This window comes from Paenibacillus sp. An7 (assembly GCF_009870785.1).
Taxonomy (GTDB): domain Bacteria; phylum Bacillota; class Bacilli; order Paenibacillales; family Paenibacillaceae; genus Paenibacillus.
Genome location: NZ_WTWX01000002.1, coordinates 85,484 through 101,369 on the forward strand (window position 1 = coordinate 85,484; position 15,886 = coordinate 101,369).

Sequence of the window (15,886 nt, forward strand, 5' to 3'; positions counted from 1 at the left end):
GCCGTCTTCTGCAGTTATATCCCGGCTGGGCGGGGATGAATTTGCCGTAACCGTGCCTATAAACCACAGTGGTGAGGCTATTTGTTACGCTAATCAGCTTTTATCCTCTCTACAGCAGCCCATTCATATCTTTGGAAAACCATATACCGTTACTGCATCAGTCGGTATTAGCATAGCTCCTGAGGACGGCAGAACCATAGAAGCATTGTACAGCAGTTCAGACACTGCGATGTATGCTGCAAAACAAGCAGGACGTAACCAATACTATGCATATACTCCAAACCTGAAAGCCATGGCCGAACGAAATTTAACTATTGTGAATGGCCTCAGCACTGCTCTTGCTAATAATGAATTCACATTATACTACCAACCGCAGATCGATACGCATACAAATCGTATTCTTGGATTAGAAGCTTTAATTCGGTGGAAGTCACCTGAACTGGGATTTGTATCCCCTGCTCAATTCATACCGATTGCGGAAGATACAGGTATGATAAAATTCATTGGTGACTGGGTTTTGAATGCTGCTTTTAAACAAACGAAGCAGTTGGTAGATGAGGGATATGTTGATATTTTGGTTTCCGTCAATTTGTCTGCTCATCAGCTTAGAGAACCTTTGTTTGCAAAACGCGTTGCAGAGTTGCTTCAGCAATATAAACTTTCCCCGCGGAATATAAGTCTTGAAATCACGGAAAGTACAGCAATATTCGATTTAAAAAAGTCACTAGAAATCTGCCGTGCTTTGGTAGAACTGGGTATATCACTATCAATTGATGATTTCGGGACGGGGTTCTCTTCACTAAGTATGCTGAACCGCTTTCCATTCAAATATATTAAAATTGACCGTTCACTCGTTCAAGATATTGCCATGAACATAAATGAAGCAAAGGTTGTACAGACAATTATTGAATTAGCAGACCGACTAAGTATGCGGGTTATCGCTGAGGGGGTGGAGACAGAGCAACAACTGTCCTTGCTGCGTAAACTAGGATGTCATGAAATTCAGGGCTATCTCACTGGCCGTCCTATGCCTAGAGAACAACTTATGGTTTTTTTAGAAGATTATGAGAAGTAAAGAGAAGGGATCCCATTTTGTGGGTATCCCCTCTCTTTTTTTATAATAAAGACTCCAAGTTGATTTCACTCAAATTACGATAGATGTAATCTGGTTTATAGTGATCCGGCAGCTTTCTACCAAGCCTATTGATCCAGATTGCTTTGATGCCAAGGAGCTGGGCTCCCTTAATATCACTCGCAAGAGAATCCCCTATATGAATCACTTCATCCGCTGTACATCCACTTCTGCGTAGTCCCTCTTCAAATAATTCACTTCTTGGCTTGTAAGATCTCACATCTTCACTCGTAATTACGTCTGTTACCGAAATCCCATGATAGCTCATGGCAGCCGTAATATCATCCCTATCAATATTAGATAAAATGTAAATAGGGGTTCCTACTAGCGATTCCAGAAAAGGAATCGTATCTTCGTATAATGGGGGCTGAATCCAGTTATTAAACTGAGTTTGAATGATATCTTCTGCTACACAAGATGAATTAAAGTTACGAACCGTATCCGCTAAAGACTGAATTCCAATCTCCCTTTGCCTGAGAAACGAATCGCCATAACTTTCTCGCGACAGGTGAAAAAACGCAGTAGACCAGTGCTTTCCAATATGATTTACTTCTACATCATCAGAGCTAGATCGTTTTACTTTATCATAAATGAGAGGCAGGATACCATCGTCTTCATGTACTAATGTGCCATAGAAATCGAGAAATACCGCTTTGAATTTCATCTATTAGCCCCCTGATTGGAAAATTATTTATCGCAAGATAGAGAAAAATATTCTATAATTGGATAAAAAAGACGAGGTGAAATGGATGAGGCTTGAGGATTATGCTCCAGTGATCGTAATTGCTGAATTATTTTTTCTGCTGGCAGCCTGTATTTGCTTTCCTTTTTGGCTGTATGCGAAGAAAGAAAAGAACGTGAAATTATTTCGTAATTTAATGATCTTATTTGTTGTTCTTCTACTTATCGGCGCTCCTTTGTACTACCAGGTGTACGATCAGATTATATCAATAGAGACAATCTCCGATTAAGTGAGTTTGCTTTGATGCTCTTTGCGAAATACCACGTGTCAAAGCAAGATACGAGTTCCCAGCCATCCAGTCCATGTTCATTCAATTCCTGTTCGAACTCCTCTTTATCTACTTTTCCTCCCAAGAACCCACCTGTCTTATATTTCATCGTTTGTAATCCCATTGTTCCATCTTCGTTTTCACCTCTCATTTTTGCTGAACTGCAATTAGATTCTTACCTATAACATTAGGAGAAATTGGATTCTTCTGAATTCCTTTTTCTCTTGCCCAAACAGATAGCTGTCCCATGTGATGTATTTGGTGTGCTATGATATGACGCATTACTTCGCCCCAAGCATCACGGTCAAAACTACCATCAGGCCTATGATCGTAAAATACTCGGGTCTCCATCGAATTGTCCCATGCAGCAACAAATGCTTCCACTTCAGGTTTGAATCGCTGATCAAGCTCCCTTACCTTCTGAAGTGTAGCGTAATCATCAAAATTCTCCTGATCATCCGGTTTACCTTGTAGTATACGAATCCAGCTCCACTCTACATCTACGATATGAAAAAGGGTCTGTAAAATACTTCCGACTCCTCCCGTTCGTGGACGCAATAATTCCTCTTCCGGCAGATCCTTACACCACTCGTACCACTGTTCTCTTACGATCCAGTTATATCTGAAAAAAGTATGCATTCCCTTCCCCCTTTCAAATTTGTTTATTGTTTTCTGGCTTCCGTTTCTAAAGCTGTATGTACTCTTTACCAGTTCGTATACCGCGGCTCAGCTATCACGATACTTTTCTACTTCTTCCACACTCACAAAAGGGGTCACCTCAAACCCTTTAGCTGTCTCAAATTGGGTAAGGATGACATCGATCCAGTAGCTGCTCCGTAGAAGATCATACTCCAGTTGACTTAATTCTTCGTTGTAAATCTTCCGAACCTCCACCGGGTCCTTCTGAACCTTGTGCTCAAAGTCAGCATAAAGTGTTGCCCCTTCCCTTGCATGAATTGCATCTGGTGCAATACTTCCCAGTAAAAAAGCAGGGGACGCAAAATCTAAAACCAGATTCTATTTCATAAAATCTGTCTCCTTATTCCTTCTACAAACGGTGTCACTTCCAGTTCCATTAATTCTCCTTTATAAAACCACTTTGCTCCAAGAGAATCATGGCCATCTCCACTTTCCTTTAAGATGTAATTCTCATTCTTAATACGAACGCTGTAGATTATCCCGATATGATGCATTTCCTCTAACTGATTTTCTCTAAACGGATGAATAAGAGTATAGGATGGAGCACTATGAATAACTGCTTCTATCTCTTCAATCCCTGTCTCTTCTAAAAACTCTCTTTTCAGCGTAAATAAAGGTTCTTCGCCAAACTCAATGGATCCACCAGGAAGATCCCATTTTCCTTTATGCGGGCCTCTCGATTTTTGAACGAGTAAAATCTGTTCATCTTTGACGAGAATGCCATATACACCAAGGTGAGTATATTGATCCATCATTCACACCTTCTTCTCAAGGATTAAAAACGAGTCCGATCTTCATAGATTCACTGTACTAAAAAAGAAAATTTATAAACTCTGTATCAAAGTTCACAAAATGTTCACTTACGAAGAAATTTTTATGTCACTATACTAAAGTTTATCTGCAAAACGAAAGGAAGAAATGAAATTGCCTAGTAACAAAAAAGAAGGAATTATTTTCGGATTAATGATGTGTTTTGGAATGGTATGTGTCATGTTCTTTTACAATATGTATTTGAATGGTTTGTTAACCACATTACCTATTTCTGGTATTTTATCACAATTTGCCTTAACATTTGTAATTGCTTTTTTAGTAGAGTCTTTTATTGTTGGACCTATTGCTCGAAAAGCCGCATTTTCCTTGCCATTTGATAAATCCAAGAAGCTATATGTCATTCTTGCTACTTCGACTTGTATGGTTATAGGTATGGTGCTCTGCATGTCGGTATACGGTCTTATTACATCCATGATTATGAATGGTATCGAAGGTTCGATCATCGCAAACTATGGACGGACGGTTCTCAAAAATGTCATTGTTGCCTACCCTGCTCAATTGCTAGTGATTGGTCCTTTGGTAAGGTTCCTATTCGTGAAATTCGTTAAGGATGAGCCCGTAGTCAACTTAAGTACATCGAACAGCTCATTGTAAATATCGCTCTCTCTATGAATGTAAACTGTAAACTTATTTCTACATTAATAAACCCGATGAGTATGAGACTCATCGGGTTTATTTTATTTGCTTTATTTTCGTTCATTGTACCAAGATTAGCGTCTTGGATGGTGGATCGCATTATCATTTACTGTTCCACGGTTAAGTCCTTTTCGATCAAGATTTGTAGCCGCATCAGCATTCACAGCGGGTTCACCTTCACGAGAAATGCGAGCTTCCTCACGTTTCACCGTATCTTTAACTTGTTCCGTATTTTGAACGGTTTCTTTATGAATTTCCACTTCTCCTGTAACTACATTACGTTTATTTAATTCTACTTGTTCTTCACTTACTGGAATACGAATACTTTCATCTTTTCCAATAGGTTCGTTTGTCGTATGATCAGTAACCGCTTTGCGCTCAATAACGACTTCTTCATGACTTACAGGAACATCAATCGTTTTCTGTTCTTCGACAACTTCTTTATGAACTTCTACTTCGCCAACTTTAGCCTTGTTTTTAGATACGTCCAATTGTTCCTCGCGCAGACGCATTGTCTTTTCATCTTCACCGGAATCAAAACGGCCATTGCCAACATTCTCAGGAGTTACTTTACGATCTAAATCCGTTGCTGTTCTAGGGTCCGCGTTTGCAGCTGCTGTATTCGGAGTAGACGTTACGGAAGAATTGCGTACTTGTTTATTATTAAATAGATGTGCATTTGTCGCATTATTATTACGGAAGATATCGTGTACACTATTTCTAGTGTCCTCTTTGTCTTCTACCAGTACTAAGATTTGTCCTTCTTTTACGTTAGACTCGTATTCTTTCGCTTCTTCTTCTGGGATACCCAGACCAATCAAACCACCAACGAGTCCGCCGGCACCCGCTCCCACAGCCGTACCTGTAAGTGTTACTGCGATTGGACCTGCTACCATGATTGGACCAAATACAGGAATAGCCATGATTCCGAGTCCCGCTAATAGACCAGCGATTCCGCCGACAAGACCGCCTGCCGTTGCACCTGTAGCAACACCTTCAGGAGCTTTCGTCCCTGTCTCTTCACTAATTGCTTTCATATCTTTTCGATCTTTAGCAATAACTGAAATTTCGTCAGTGCTGTAACCTTTCGCTTTCAGCTCTTCAATAGCTCGGCTTGCTTCTTCTTCTGTTCTAAATGAACCTACGATTCTTTCATTTGCGTGTACCTTATCCGTTTTCTTTACATCTTCCAAATGGTTTGTGTTTTTGTTTAACATAATAATTTCCTCCTTGAGATTCTCTCTTTTTTTGTTTTGGTAATTCGTATTTTTAATTTTTTGATTTCTTAGTAACGCTTGCTTGTTCTAGATTTAAACACCTCAAAAAATTTTAAAACATTTTACTTGACATTATTAAAATTACGTTATGTATGATTTGATAATTCTTAACTCTTTCTACTCCATATCCAAAGCATATAAAAAAGTTGATTTCACAGAAGAGACGGCTGCAAAATCAACTTTTATTTATATCTGTTTACTTATCCATTCTTTTTCGTATCATTCGAATCTGCCCTCGGTGATTGATCTCATCTTCAAACACATGAAACCACATAAAATAATAATTGGCTTGCTGCTGAGCCCAAAACTCTTCTTCTGTGTAGAGCCATTCATCATTTACCGTTCTAAATAATTCATAAGTTCGCTGTCTCACTGCTTCTAATTGCTCAGTATAATAGCTTAGTTCATTTCCTTTAATCTTTTCTCGCCCTTCTTCCCCAAGGCTCAAGGCAGCACCCCAGATCGCTATTTCTTCCTCATTCAATTCCCGTTTCTCAAACGTTCCCACCTGGTATGCATATTCCACTGCTGCAAAATGCATTAACAGCGCACCTATTGAATTACTATTAGAGTCCGTTAAAAAATCTAAATCCTGAACGGTTAAATCCTTTACCTCTTCTATAGTGGTAAATCTGGCATAGTTCATCATCGATAGTAAACGGCTGATTTGGGGGGAGTACCCAGGAATATCGGTAATAAGAAAGATCTGCTTCATGTCTATCATGTAAATGACCTCCATGTATTTAGGTGATGTTATACCACAAAATTTGATAATCGAAAGAAAGAGACATTCCCATCTTTTCCGCCAGGCGCACTGAACCCACATTCTCTGGCATACAATCCCAATATGGCTCTACTCCCTTACGTTTGCACTCTTCTATATATGCTTCAGCTACTGCTGTTCCAACATGTTTATTTCTATACTCATCTAGTGTTTCTATATCTACCGCATGGGTGTGGCCATCTACAAAAGCAGAAAAACATAAACTTATCACATTATGATTATGTTCTGCCATATAACCAAAACCGTGTTGTAGGAAGTCCTCTTTCGATTCCCAGAACCTAGCAATCTTCTGTTCTAGGAATGCTTTATTTTCAAATCCTCTAGACTCAAGTAAATCTCTATCTATTCTATGAATCAAGGTATCCTGCACAAGATTACTACTTTGTTTTGCGTCATTATAATTCATTTCGAACACATATTGATTATCATTTAATAGATTTCGCTTTTTAAATATAGTTTGCAGTGTTTCTGCCCAACGATCATTTTCCACACTTATTTCCACAGCATCAATATTCAACTTTTTGAGTCTAGGTTCAACTTCATTGATCATGTAAGTCTCTAAATGCGTCAAGAAAGATTCACTCTGAGGATCTCCAACCATATGAAACCCGGACTGACCTTGAATCCAAATCATAGCGGCAGTAACATCCGTCCCATGATCTACATAAACCGAACCGGGATTCATCCCATTCACCACTGCTCGAACTTCCAAATTTCTACACTGATCCGTGATAGGCTTCACCTTATAAAACTCTTGTATATCTAGTTCCGTTATCATAAGAACACCAGCCATTCTAATGAGTACTTTGTTTAAGTAATTTATTTAATTTCTCAGAAAAGCTGTCCCAATCGCCACTATAACCGATGTTCATTCCCCAGCCTGCTTTAGGGAGATTGCTTGCTAGTATTTCTAGCTTTTTTCGATCTGCAGAACTTAGAACTGTGTTAGGAACACCTGTATAATCGGGATATTCGGATACATAGTTATATAAAATAGTCAGTTCTTTTTCTTGTTCTTTTGTTAATCTTTCTAAGCTTTGACCTAGTTTCATGAACGAATTTAATTCTTCTTTAATATCTTCCATTTTCTCTAAAACAACGTTATCATCTTGCCAAATATGATCCATTTGATAATGAATTGCGCTCTCTAGTTCCACCAAATCGGTTTGAACTTGAAAAGTATGGCTTGAAATTGCATCATCGATTCTGTTGTTTTTCATTATCAACATCGTAATTAATATCATGTTCAGCAACAAAGATATGGCCGCGATAAATGTAATGTATTTAACTTTTTGAGTATTGATTTGATTACTCCTCTCTAAATCGTTGAAATTCTGAAGTCACCCTAGTTAAGCATGACTTATTACACCTCACTCCCTGCGTTATCGATTTTTTCTAACATATAAGAAGCAAACTCAAGCAACCGCTGGTCATCCTGCTTAATCGTATCATCTTTACCTTGATATGCAGCAAGACAGTCATGTATGATATCTGCATATTTCATAGGTACAACCTCGGCAGCCCATTCTCCGCCCTCTTTTTTGGAAGACACAATCTCTTCTTTGAGAAAGAATAATGCTCTGCATAAATTTAAGACAAAGTACACCGGGTTCTCGGTAATCCCTTCTGTCGCATCCTTTACATCGGATTGAATCGATGCGATAAAGTAGGATCTATCAATCGCTGAAAAAACTTCTTTAATGGGTTTTCCATAAAGTACGATCCCTCGATGATAGGTAACTACGAAATGAGCTGCTACGTCCGTATCTTCGTAACCACCACATAGATAATCCGGGTCCGATTTATATTTCTCCTTATGTGCTAAAGAATAATGAAATTCAAATGGAGTAGGATATACGAATTCATCTGTATATTTCTCCATTACAACACTTAACTCTATACCTTTTGTCAGATGTAGTTCTTCCTCAATCTGAATAAGTCCTGATGCTATTCTCTTATATGTATCTCTGGTTTGTTTCGACGTAACGACCACTAAGATGTCTATATCGCTATGATCTGGATGAAAACATCCCATCGCCATTGAACCATGCAAGTATATGCCAGTAAGAGAATCTTGTAATTCTTCCTGAAAAAGATGAACAATGCCGTCTAAATTAATGGATCTATTCATTTCATTCTCCTTTACTTTTTCTACCATAATTATACATATGACTCTTGAGCATTGATAGACTTTAACTTGTTTTCTCCCATGGGCTAAGAACTCGGTATGAATCACTCAAAAAAAGAGCAGCTACATTCAGCATGTAACTGCTCTACTTTTATACTTCTGCAAAAAGACCGGGTACGGATAGGTAACGCTCGCCTGTATCTGGGAGTAGTACGACAATTTTTTTGCTTTTATTTTCTGGTCTATTTGCAATTTGTATCGCGGCGAACGTCGCTGCTCCAGATGAAATACCTATTAGTAACCCTTCGGTTCTCGCTAACTGTCGTGTTGTTTCATATGCATCTTCGTTTTTCACTTGAATGATCTCGTCTACGACTGAATGATGAAAATTACCGGGTACAAATCCAGCACCAATCCCTTGGATTTTGTGTAATCCCTTATTTCCGCCGGAAAGAACCGGTGAATCGAATGGTTCAACCGCAATAATTTTAACCGATGGATTTCTCTGCTTCAGAATTTCACCTACGCCTGAGATGGTTCCGCCTGTTCCCACACCACCAATAAAAATATCCACATCCCCATCCGTATCTCTCCATATTTCTTCTGCTGTTGTCTGCCTGTGAATCTCAGGATTAGCAGGATTCTGAAATTGCTGCGGAATATATGAATTAGGAATCGTACCGGCAATTTCTTCGGCCTTTTTGATAGCTCCAGCCATCCCTTCTTGAGCAGAAGTGAGAACTAATTCGGCACCCAAAGCAGATAATAATTTTCGGCGTTCCATACTGAAACTTTCGGGAAGCGTAATCATTAACTTATATCCTAACGCTGCAGCTGCAAAAGCAAGCCCTACTCCCGTATTTCCGCTGGTCGGTTCTATAATGACTGTGTCTTTGTTAATAACGCCCTTCTCTTCCGCATCTTGAATCATGGCAAGTCCAATCCGGTCTTTCACACTGCCCGCAGGATTAAAGTATTCTAATTTAGCAATAAGGTTCGTCTCTAGATGATGGTTCGAAGAAAAATTAACAAGTTCTAATAACGGTGTGTTACCAATTAAATCAGTAAGATTCTTTGCTATTTTTGCCACTTTGGTTCCTCCGTTCAATTTTCAAGTACACAAGATCGTTTATTCTGTAAACTCGATAAGAAAAGGGTGCTTCTCTTTATCTAATGCAAGATGAATTATTTCTTTGAAATTCTCCCAGGTTATTAACTGATCTGCTTCTTCTAGTGAAAAATAGCCAACTTCGTCACTCTCTATACTTGTCGTAAGTTCACCGCCAATCGGTTTTCCGGTGAAAATATGATTACATACACCTTGGGTTATATTGTGATAGGTACCACAAAAATCAATCAATTCAATATCAATTCCTGTTTCTTCTTTCACTTCACGAATAGCTGCCTGACGTATGGACTCACCTTCTTCTACACAACCCTGAGGCATCTCCCAACCTCTGCGACCTCTCATTAGTAAAATCTGATTACTCTCATTCATTACAATGACACTTGCCGAAACGATGAACTTCATCTAATCACCCTTTCTGTCCGATTCAAACTTGTTGTAGTTTACTTATAAAAATAAGTCATATGCTCTTCATCGTATACCTCGCCCATATACTCTAAAGCATGCTTTTCAACACCATATGACTCGAACCCTAGTCTCTTATAGAGTTCTACAGCAGATCTATTTACCGTGATCACACTGAGATTGATCTGCTTTAGCTCTTCACTTTCTTTTTCTCGGTTTAATATATCTACCATGAGACTCTTGCCGATTCCTTTTCCTCGATATTCGGGCGTTACATACACTCCCCATACCATACCTTTATGTTTAAACTTCATTCCTCTTCCTTTTCTGAAACCTGCAATACCTACGATTTGATCGTCTTCTGTAAAAGCTCCTAAAATATACTCGTCATGTTCATTCTTGATCTTTTTCATAACTTCGCTGATTGGCGTACCAACAGAATCCTCATACGAAATTCCAAATGCCTCCGGGCTTACTCTTAATGATTCTAGCCTTATTCTCCAAAACTGTTCTGCTTGTTCTTCTGTTATATTTTTGATGCACATCTCTCGCTTGTTCAGTTTTTTAGTTAAATAAAGAGTAAGATCATCATTGATTGCAGCGACATCTCCGTATTCAAGATACTCTTGACCATTATGTATTCCTCTGCCGTCGGGGATATAACCTCGTTTTGCATATAAGATTTGAGCGTTTCCGTAATCCGTAAATAACCCTACCCCTATTCCTGCAAAATCAGACCGTTCTTTAATGATCTCCTCTGCTTTATCCATCAATTTAGAGCCAATGCCTAATCGGCGATACTTCATTAATACATTGAGATCATTAATTTCAGGAATCCCTATTTCTCGAAATGAAGGATAATACGAACTCCATAACACATTAACATATCCGGCAAAATCACCATCCACTTCAGCAACAATCGATACGCGTTCACCACGTTTCTGTTCGTCCGAATATCTTACATATAAGTCTAAAGGCTTTTCCCAGCCTTGTTGTTTAAAAGCATTCGAAATGATCTCCGGATCTCTTTCGCTCAGCTCTCGTAATTGGATATTCATTTTTTCTTCCTCCATGCATCAATGTTTACAATGAACTCAGCGGTTTATTACATATATATAAAATCAAAACAAAGAGAGGTGTCGTATCATGGCTAAATCAAGCGCAAATAAAGTTTCTTCTAAGAAATTGTCTAAGAAAGCATCGCATGTTTTGCAAAGTAACTCTGCTAGTAAAACCTCAAAATCTTTAGCAGGGTCTGTACTCGCTCAATCAGGATCTGATAGTAAATGATTTTCTATCCTCCAATATAGTTTGGAGGTTTTTTATTTTGCTCAAAAAAGTTCTCATATGCTGATAAATACTTCTTGACCTATCTGTAAAAACCCTCTATCTAATCATTAAAATGGAAATTTATATTCCATTTACATAAAATTATAGAATTAAAAACCGCCTTCCTATGGAAGACGGCTTCATTGTTAACCAGCTGATAACAGCTTTACTATCATTTTATTAGACAATTCCGTGAGCGAGCATTGCATCTGCTACTTTAAGGAAACCTGCAATGTTTGCCCCAGCAACCAAGTTACCTGAACAACCGTATTGTTCAGCTGCTTCAACGCTGCTGCTATAAATGTTACGCATGATCTCTTGCAGTCTGGTATCCACTTCTTCAAATGACCAGCACAAACGCATGCTGTTCTGGGACATTTCAAGTGCTGATACGGCTACACCGCCTGCATTAGCAGCTTTTGCCGGTCCAAACAAAACGCCATGCTCATGGAAAATATCAATCGCATCCAGCGTAGAAGGCATGTTAGCTCCTTCACCGATTGCTTTTACTCCATTTTTAACTAGCAAAATAGCAGAATGTTCATCAATCTCATTTTGAGTTGCACAAGGAAGTGCAATGTCACAAGGGATAGACCAGATTCCTTCACAGCCTTCTGTATAAGTAGCATGAGGATGCTCTTTTACATACTCGCTGATGCGTAGACGTTCTACTTCTTTTAGATATTTCACTGTCTCAAGATTGATACCTTCTGGATCATATACATATCCACCGGAGTCACTGCAAGCCACTACCTTCGCACCAAGTTCTTGAGCTTTTTGAATCGCATAGATCGATACATTTCCGGAACCCGAGACAACAACCGTACTGTCTGCGAAGCTAAGATCTTTCGATTTCAACATCTCGTCAACAAAATACACACATCCAAATCCAGTTGCTTCCTTCCGTGCAAGACTGCCGCCATACTGTAGTCCTTTACCCGTCAAGACGCCGGATTCATGACTGCTTGTAAGTCGTTTATATTGTCCAAACATATAACCAATTTCTCTTGCGCCTACACCGATGTCCCCTGCTGGAACGTCCGCATCTGAACCAATGTACTTATATAGTTCAGTCATGAAACTTTGTGTAAAGCGCATAACTTCCATATCCGATTTCCCTTTTGGATCAAAATCAGAACCGCCTTTACCACCGCCGATCGGCAGACCCGTCAATGCATTTTTAAAGATTTGTTCGAAGCCTAGGAACTTCACAATGCCTGTGTACACAGAAGGATGGAACCGCAGTCCGCCTTTATAAGGTCCGATCGCACTGTTAAACTGTACACGGAATCCGCGGTTTACCTGTACCTTACCTTGATCGTCAACCCATGGTACGCGGAAAGTAATAACACGTTCAGGTTCTACCAGCTGTTCAAGCAAGCTGTTTTCCCGGTACTTTGGATGAGCAGCGATAACGGGAATAAGAGAATCGAGAATTTCTTTTACCGCTTGGTGGAATTCAAACTCCTGTGGATTTCTTGCAACAACCGACTCATAAACGGAATGAACATACTCTGTAGCAATAAGCATGTTTTGTTCAGTATTTTCTCTCGTTATCATGGACACTTTTTCGATGCACTCCTTTGTTGTATTAAAGTCTGTAGGCTTCTCTTTGTCAAAACGCATAAAAGTTTGTAGTTAAATATACAGGATAACAAAATAAAATACGAGATAAAAATCCATAAAATGTTTTTAATAATGCTATTAAAATGTTCTATAGTACTTATAATGTTACCTTATTACCGCTAAATCACTGCATTTTTACAGCTTTTCATACAGATTAGCGCTCCATCCTTCTCCATTTATTGTTCTTATATAGTTAAAGCCATAATCTTGATAGTATGCATTTAGCTTGTTGTTAGCGGCCATGCAGTCCAGTCTTACAAAAGTTTTTCCTTTGGTTTTAATCTGCTGTTCCGCTGTTTTTTGGAGGGTATACCCAATTTTCATCCCTATGTAATCTCTATTTACTGCATATCGGTGAATATATCCTGAATCATTATTATCCAGTTCCCCCCAGATATACGGGTCTGACCATGTGATAATATAAGTTCCCACTGCTTCCGAATTTAGCTCAGCAATATAAACGTCAGAACCATTTGTTAGAAATTCTATAACCTGATCGACTTTAAAAAACTCCGGGCGCCACTGGTATATTCCTTTAGAATTAAGCCACTTAGCTGAATTTTGCCACAGGTTTAGAATGATGGGTGCTTCTGATAATGAAGCTGACCGAATAGTAATTGATGAATTTAACGTTTCTAAAAATGTTTCTGATGATGTTTCTGACGGTTTCATTTCTTCTCCCCTCATCACAAATCAGGTTTCTATTTCAATTCTATTGAAGAGTTTCTTTGTAATTCGTTCATTTGCGTATACAGCTGCACCAATCATGCCTGCTTTTCCGCCCAACTGAGCCTCCTGAATCTTACATGCTTCGTTGGATAACTTTAATGCATGCTTAGCAGTTGTCTCCCGAACGACATTCAGCAATCGATCTCCTGCAGCAGACATGCCCCCGCCAACAATAATCACTTCAGGATTATATAGATTAATGACATTAGAGAGGCCAAATCCTAAGATTCTCCCCGTCTCATGCATCACTTCCATAGCTGTTTTATCTCCCAAATCATACGCATCAGAAATCATTTTAGCCTTAATTTGGCTTTGATCTTGTTGAACCCAATCTTGAATAATACTTTTACGGCCATCATTCAGCCGTTCAATTAATGTATTCACCATGCCTACAGCCGAAACATATCTACCCAAGCAGCCTGAACTGCCACACTTGCAAGGGCGACCTTCTCTGTACATATTCATATGGCCTATTTCCCCAGCACTTGAGGTCTTTCCATACAATACATTGCCCCCACTGATGATTCCTGACCCCAGTCCTGTTCCTAAGGTAATTAACACAACATTATCGAATCCAATACCTGATCCAAATCGCCATTCACCATATAGATTTACACGAACATCATTGTCAATAAAAGTGGGAATGCCAAAATAACGCTCCATCTCATTTACAACATAGATGTTCTCCCAGCCAGGAAAATTAGGGGAGAAGATCGAGAGCCCTTCATCCGGATTCAAGAGACCGGGGATGCCCATTCCCATACACTTTATGTCAAATTGCGATAAATTAGAGGTTTGCAACATTTCAATGATGGTTTCTTTTACTCGATTTAGTACATGTGCAGGGCCATGGATTGCTTCCGTTTGAACGTTTTTTTCAACTACCGTTTTATATTTTTCATCAAAAATAGCTGCCTTGATGTTCGTACCACCAAGATCGATTCCGATCGTATACTGACTCATGTGTTAGCTCCAATCTCTTCGGTTCATAAGTGTAATAGCACTTTCTAAGACTTCATGGGTTGTCTATTCTTCCACTTCAAATATAGAATCTACAATGATGGGAAGATTATCTCTTACCGATACAGCTCCTAAAACGGATCTTGCGTGAACTCCTTTTTCTCCAAAGACTTCATACATAAGATCAGATGTCCCATTTAACACTTTATGGTGCTCTTCAAAGCCAGGTTCTGCGTTCACAAAACCTTGAATCTTCACAACACGCTTCACTTTGTCTAAACTACCTAGTGCCTCTTTTAGTACAGCTAAAATCTCAATTCCTGTTGTTCTAGCGAACTCATATCCTTCCTCCGTTGTGTATGTAGAGCCAAGTTTACCCTTCGGCTGACCAGATGGTCCTTTACCAGAAACAAACATGATTCCATTAACAATAACATAATTTGTATACTGAGCAGCAGGATTACTTGAAGCTGGCAAAGTTATATTCATTTCTTTTAGCTTTGTTTCAATGGATTGTACCACATTCATCTCTCCTCCTATTTGTGCCTATATGGGCATCAAGTATCTCCATGATCCTCGATACCGTATGTTCCACGAATTCATCTACTTCACTTTGTGTGAGATATATAAAATGATGATCATTCGGAACTGTATTCTCCAGATAAAACGATGTGATCCGTCTAATCTGCTCAGCCACTTGTCCTTTAGGGAAAATATCTAAATAATCCGGAAAGTCGGTAATATTTTGAAATGTAGTCCAGAAGATATGATCTTTGTTGTTATTCAAATACTGAAAGTCAATGCCATACCAATCTCCTTTAACTAAACTCCAATATTCAGGTGTACCTAGTATATTTTGATATAGTGGTTCACTCTTTTTCGCTTGATAATGTTTGTTCCACTCCTGATCGGTCACGAGATGAAGATAATAGCCCAGATAAAAAGATTGCTTTTTCGTATGAATATCTTTCTCATGATGAAGAAGGTACTGATTATAAAATGAGTCTGCATCTATTTTTCTATCGATTTGAAAATGAGTTATTTCCTTTGGTGGAATGAATCCTTCTCCCTCACGGTAAATTCCGCAATCCGGACCAATATTCCCTACTAGAAATTCTTCTTTACTTACTGATAAACCTATATCTATTAATCTCTCAGCAATTCTAAAATGAGTAACCCAAGTCGCCATGATTATGCCTCCATCATCTTATTTG

The 15,886-nt window shown here is 38.9% G+C and carries 22 protein-coding genes; 4 read left to right on the forward strand and 18 right to left on the reverse strand.

The window, feature by feature from the left end; genetic code table 11:
• Window positions 1-1,075: putative bifunctional diguanylate cyclase/phosphodiesterase (locus GQY27_RS21440; RefSeq protein WP_201450669.1), on the forward strand; the 1,075-nt coding region annotated here is incomplete at its 5' end.
• 40 nt (window positions 1,076-1,115) lie between these two features.
• Here the strand turns inward: GQY27_RS21440 and GQY27_RS03350 are convergent.
• Complete coding sequence (locus tag GQY27_RS03350; protein ID WP_160032129.1) at window positions 1,116-1,796, reverse strand: HAD family hydrolase; 681 nt, start codon at window positions 1,794-1,796, stop codon at window positions 1,116-1,118.
• A 58-nt stretch (window positions 1,797-1,854) separates the two neighbouring features.
• Between GQY27_RS03350 and GQY27_RS03355 the strand changes: the two genes are divergently transcribed.
• Window positions 1,855-2,103, forward strand: a complete 249-nt coding sequence (locus tag GQY27_RS03355) for a hypothetical protein (protein WP_160032130.1) — start codon at window positions 1,855-1,857, stop codon at window positions 2,101-2,103.
• Here the strand turns inward: GQY27_RS03355 and GQY27_RS03360 are convergent.
• The 4 genes from GQY27_RS03360 to GQY27_RS03375 all read right to left on the reverse strand — a co-directional run bounded on the left by GQY27_RS03360 (window position 2,075) and on the right by GQY27_RS03375 (window position 3,596).
• Complete coding sequence (locus GQY27_RS03360; RefSeq protein WP_236570468.1) at window positions 2,075-2,293, reverse strand: DUF4177 domain-containing protein; 219 nt, start codon at window positions 2,291-2,293, stop codon at window positions 2,075-2,077. The genes GQY27_RS03355 and GQY27_RS03360 overlap by 29 nt on opposite strands.
• Window positions 2,290-2,781 carry a DinB family protein gene (locus GQY27_RS03365; protein ID WP_160032131.1) on the reverse strand — a complete coding sequence of 164 codons (492 nt, stop codon included), beginning with the start codon at window positions 2,779-2,781 and terminating at the stop codon, window positions 2,290-2,292. Before GQY27_RS03365 ends, GQY27_RS03360 begins: the two co-directional genes overlap by 4 nt.
• Window positions 2,782-2,868: 87 nt before the next feature.
• Entirely contained in the window at window positions 2,869-3,036 is a 168-nt protein-coding gene (locus GQY27_RS03370; protein ID WP_160032132.1) for a hypothetical protein, read from the reverse strand.
• Between the two features lie 128 nt (window positions 3,037-3,164).
• Entirely contained in the window at window positions 3,165-3,596 is a 432-nt protein-coding gene (locus GQY27_RS03375; RefSeq protein ID WP_236570469.1) for an NUDIX domain-containing protein, read from the reverse strand.
• A 169-nt stretch (window positions 3,597-3,765) separates the two neighbouring features.
• Between GQY27_RS03375 and GQY27_RS03380 the strand changes: the two genes are divergently transcribed.
• Window positions 3,766-4,266, forward strand: a complete 501-nt coding sequence (locus GQY27_RS03380) for a DUF2798 domain-containing protein (RefSeq protein ID WP_160032133.1) — start codon at window positions 3,766-3,768, stop codon at window positions 4,264-4,266.
• Window positions 4,267-4,382: 116 nt separating this feature from the next.
• Here GQY27_RS03380 and GQY27_RS03385 read toward each other — a convergent pair whose 3' ends face one another.
• From GQY27_RS03385 to GQY27_RS21645, 8 genes are all read right to left on the reverse strand, one after another.
• On the reverse strand, window positions 4,383-5,525 hold the full coding sequence (locus tag GQY27_RS03385) for a YsnF/AvaK domain-containing protein (protein ID WP_160032134.1): 1,143 nt from the start codon (window positions 5,523-5,525) through the stop codon (window positions 4,383-4,385).
• A gap of 256 nt (window positions 5,526-5,781) precedes the next feature.
• Entirely contained in the window at window positions 5,782-6,309 is a 528-nt protein-coding gene (locus GQY27_RS03390) for a DinB family protein (protein ID WP_160032135.1), read from the reverse strand.
• A gap of 19 nt (window positions 6,310-6,328) precedes the next feature.
• Window positions 6,329-7,147 (reverse strand): GNAT family N-acetyltransferase, encoded by an 819-nt coding sequence (locus GQY27_RS03395; protein WP_160032136.1) that lies wholly within the window; start codon window positions 7,145-7,147, stop codon window positions 6,329-6,331.
• A gap of 16 nt (window positions 7,148-7,163) precedes the next feature.
• On the reverse strand, window positions 7,164-7,589 hold the full coding sequence (locus GQY27_RS03400; protein WP_160032137.1) for a hypothetical protein: 426 nt from the start codon (window positions 7,587-7,589) through the stop codon (window positions 7,164-7,166).
• A 143-nt stretch (window positions 7,590-7,732) separates the two neighbouring features.
• Window positions 7,733-8,500 carry an aminoglycoside adenylyltransferase domain-containing protein gene (locus GQY27_RS03405; RefSeq protein WP_160032138.1) on the reverse strand — a complete coding sequence of 256 codons (768 nt, stop codon included), beginning with the start codon at window positions 8,498-8,500 and terminating at the stop codon, window positions 7,733-7,735.
• 148 nt (window positions 8,501-8,648) lie between these two features.
• Window positions 8,649-9,587, reverse strand: coding sequence for a cysteine synthase A (gene cysK, locus GQY27_RS03410; RefSeq protein ID WP_160032139.1), 939 nt, complete (start codon window positions 9,585-9,587; stop codon window positions 8,649-8,651).
• Between the two features lie 39 nt (window positions 9,588-9,626).
• Window positions 9,627-10,028: an NUDIX hydrolase gene (locus GQY27_RS03415; RefSeq protein ID WP_160032140.1), complete on the reverse strand. Its 402-nt coding sequence runs from the start codon at window positions 10,026-10,028 to the stop codon at window positions 9,627-9,629.
• A 38-nt stretch (window positions 10,029-10,066) separates the two neighbouring features.
• Window positions 10,067-11,086, reverse strand: coding sequence for a GNAT family N-acetyltransferase (locus tag GQY27_RS21645; RefSeq protein WP_160032141.1), 1,020 nt, complete (start codon window positions 11,084-11,086; stop codon window positions 10,067-10,069).
• Window positions 11,087-11,174: 88 nt separating this feature from the next.
• Between GQY27_RS21645 and GQY27_RS21455 the strand changes: the two genes are divergently transcribed.
• Window positions 11,175-11,318 (forward strand): hypothetical protein, encoded by a 144-nt coding sequence (locus GQY27_RS21455; RefSeq protein WP_201450690.1) that lies wholly within the window; start codon window positions 11,175-11,177, stop codon window positions 11,316-11,318.
• 219 nt (window positions 11,319-11,537) lie between these two features.
• Here the strand turns inward: GQY27_RS21455 and gdhA are convergent, their stop codons facing one another.
• The 5 genes from gdhA to GQY27_RS03445 form a co-directional block, all read right to left on the reverse strand.
• Window positions 11,538-12,917 carry an NADP-specific glutamate dehydrogenase gene (gene gdhA, locus GQY27_RS03425; protein ID WP_160032484.1) on the reverse strand — a complete coding sequence of 460 codons (1,380 nt, stop codon included), beginning with the start codon at window positions 12,915-12,917 and terminating at the stop codon, window positions 11,538-11,540.
• A 201-nt stretch (window positions 12,918-13,118) separates the two neighbouring features.
• Complete coding sequence (locus GQY27_RS03430) at window positions 13,119-13,655, reverse strand: GNAT family N-acetyltransferase (RefSeq protein WP_160032142.1); 537 nt, start codon at window positions 13,653-13,655, stop codon at window positions 13,119-13,121.
• Between the two features lie 21 nt (window positions 13,656-13,676).
• Window positions 13,677-14,675 (reverse strand): ROK family protein, encoded by a 999-nt coding sequence (locus tag GQY27_RS03435; protein ID WP_160032143.1) that lies wholly within the window; start codon window positions 14,673-14,675, stop codon window positions 13,677-13,679.
• 63 nt (window positions 14,676-14,738) lie between these two features.
• Window positions 14,739-15,200 (reverse strand): RidA family protein, encoded by a 462-nt coding sequence (locus GQY27_RS03440; RefSeq protein WP_160032144.1) that lies wholly within the window; start codon window positions 15,198-15,200, stop codon window positions 14,739-14,741.
• Window positions 15,178-15,861, reverse strand: coding sequence for a zinc dependent phospholipase C family protein (locus GQY27_RS03445; protein WP_160032145.1), 684 nt, complete (start codon window positions 15,859-15,861; stop codon window positions 15,178-15,180). Before GQY27_RS03445 ends, GQY27_RS03440 begins: the two co-directional genes overlap by 23 nt.
• Window positions 15,862-15,886 lie beyond the last annotated feature (25 nt).

Bases quoted from the DNA above. Each gene is read 5' to 3' on its own strand.
- GQY27_RS03350 (WP_160032129.1), bottom strand. From the start codon at position 1,796: ATGAAATTCAAAGCGGTATTTCTCGATTTCTATGGCACATTAGTACAT.
- GQY27_RS03360 (WP_236570468.1), bottom strand. From the start codon at position 2,293: ATGAGAGGTGAAAACGAAGATGGAACAATGGGATTACAAACGATGAAA.
- GQY27_RS03365 (WP_160032131.1), bottom strand. From the start codon at position 2,781: ATGCATACTTTTTTCAGATATAACTGGATCGTAAGAGAACAGTGGTAC.
- GQY27_RS03375 (WP_236570469.1), bottom strand. From the start codon at position 3,596: ATGATGGATCAATATACTCACCTTGGTGTATATGGCATTCTCGTCAAA.
- GQY27_RS03385 (WP_160032134.1), bottom strand. From the start codon at position 5,525: ATGTTAAACAAAAACACAAACCATTTGGAAGATGTAAAGAAAACGGAT.
- GQY27_RS03390 (WP_160032135.1), bottom strand. From the start codon at position 6,309: ATGATAGACATGAAGCAGATCTTTCTTATTACCGATATTCCTGGGTAC.
- GQY27_RS03395 (WP_160032136.1), bottom strand. From the start codon at position 7,147: ATGATAACGGAACTAGATATACAAGAGTTTTATAAGGTGAAGCCTATC.
- GQY27_RS03400 (WP_160032137.1), bottom strand. From the start codon at position 7,589: ATGAAAAACAACAGAATCGATGATGCAATTTCAAGCCATACTTTTCAA.
- GQY27_RS03405 (WP_160032138.1), bottom strand. From the start codon at position 8,500: ATGAATAGATCCATTAATTTAGACGGCATTGTTCATCTTTTTCAGGAA.
- GQY27_RS03415 (WP_160032140.1), bottom strand. From the start codon at position 10,028: ATGAAGTTCATCGTTTCGGCAAGTGTCATTGTAATGAATGAGAGTAAT.
- GQY27_RS21645 (WP_160032141.1), bottom strand. From the start codon at position 11,086: ATGAATATCCAATTACGAGAGCTGAGCGAAAGAGATCCGGAGATCATT.
- GQY27_RS21455 (WP_201450690.1), top strand. From the start codon at position 11,175: ATGGCTAAATCAAGCGCAAATAAAGTTTCTTCTAAGAAATTGTCTAAG.
- gdhA (WP_160032484.1), bottom strand. From the start codon at position 12,917: ATGATAACGAGAGAAAATACTGAACAAAACATGCTTATTGCTACAGAG.
- GQY27_RS03430 (WP_160032142.1), bottom strand. From the start codon at position 13,655: ATGAAACCGTCAGAAACATCATCAGAAACATTTTTAGAAACGTTAAAT.
- GQY27_RS03435 (WP_160032143.1), bottom strand. From the start codon at position 14,675: ATGAGTCAGTATACGATCGGAATCGATCTTGGTGGTACGAACATCAAG.
- GQY27_RS03440 (WP_160032144.1), bottom strand. From the start codon at position 15,200: ATGAATGTGGTACAATCCATTGAAACAAAGCTAAAAGAAATGAATATA.
- GQY27_RS03445 (WP_160032145.1), bottom strand. From the start codon at position 15,861: ATGGCGACTTGGGTTACTCATTTTAGAATTGCTGAGAGATTAATAGAT.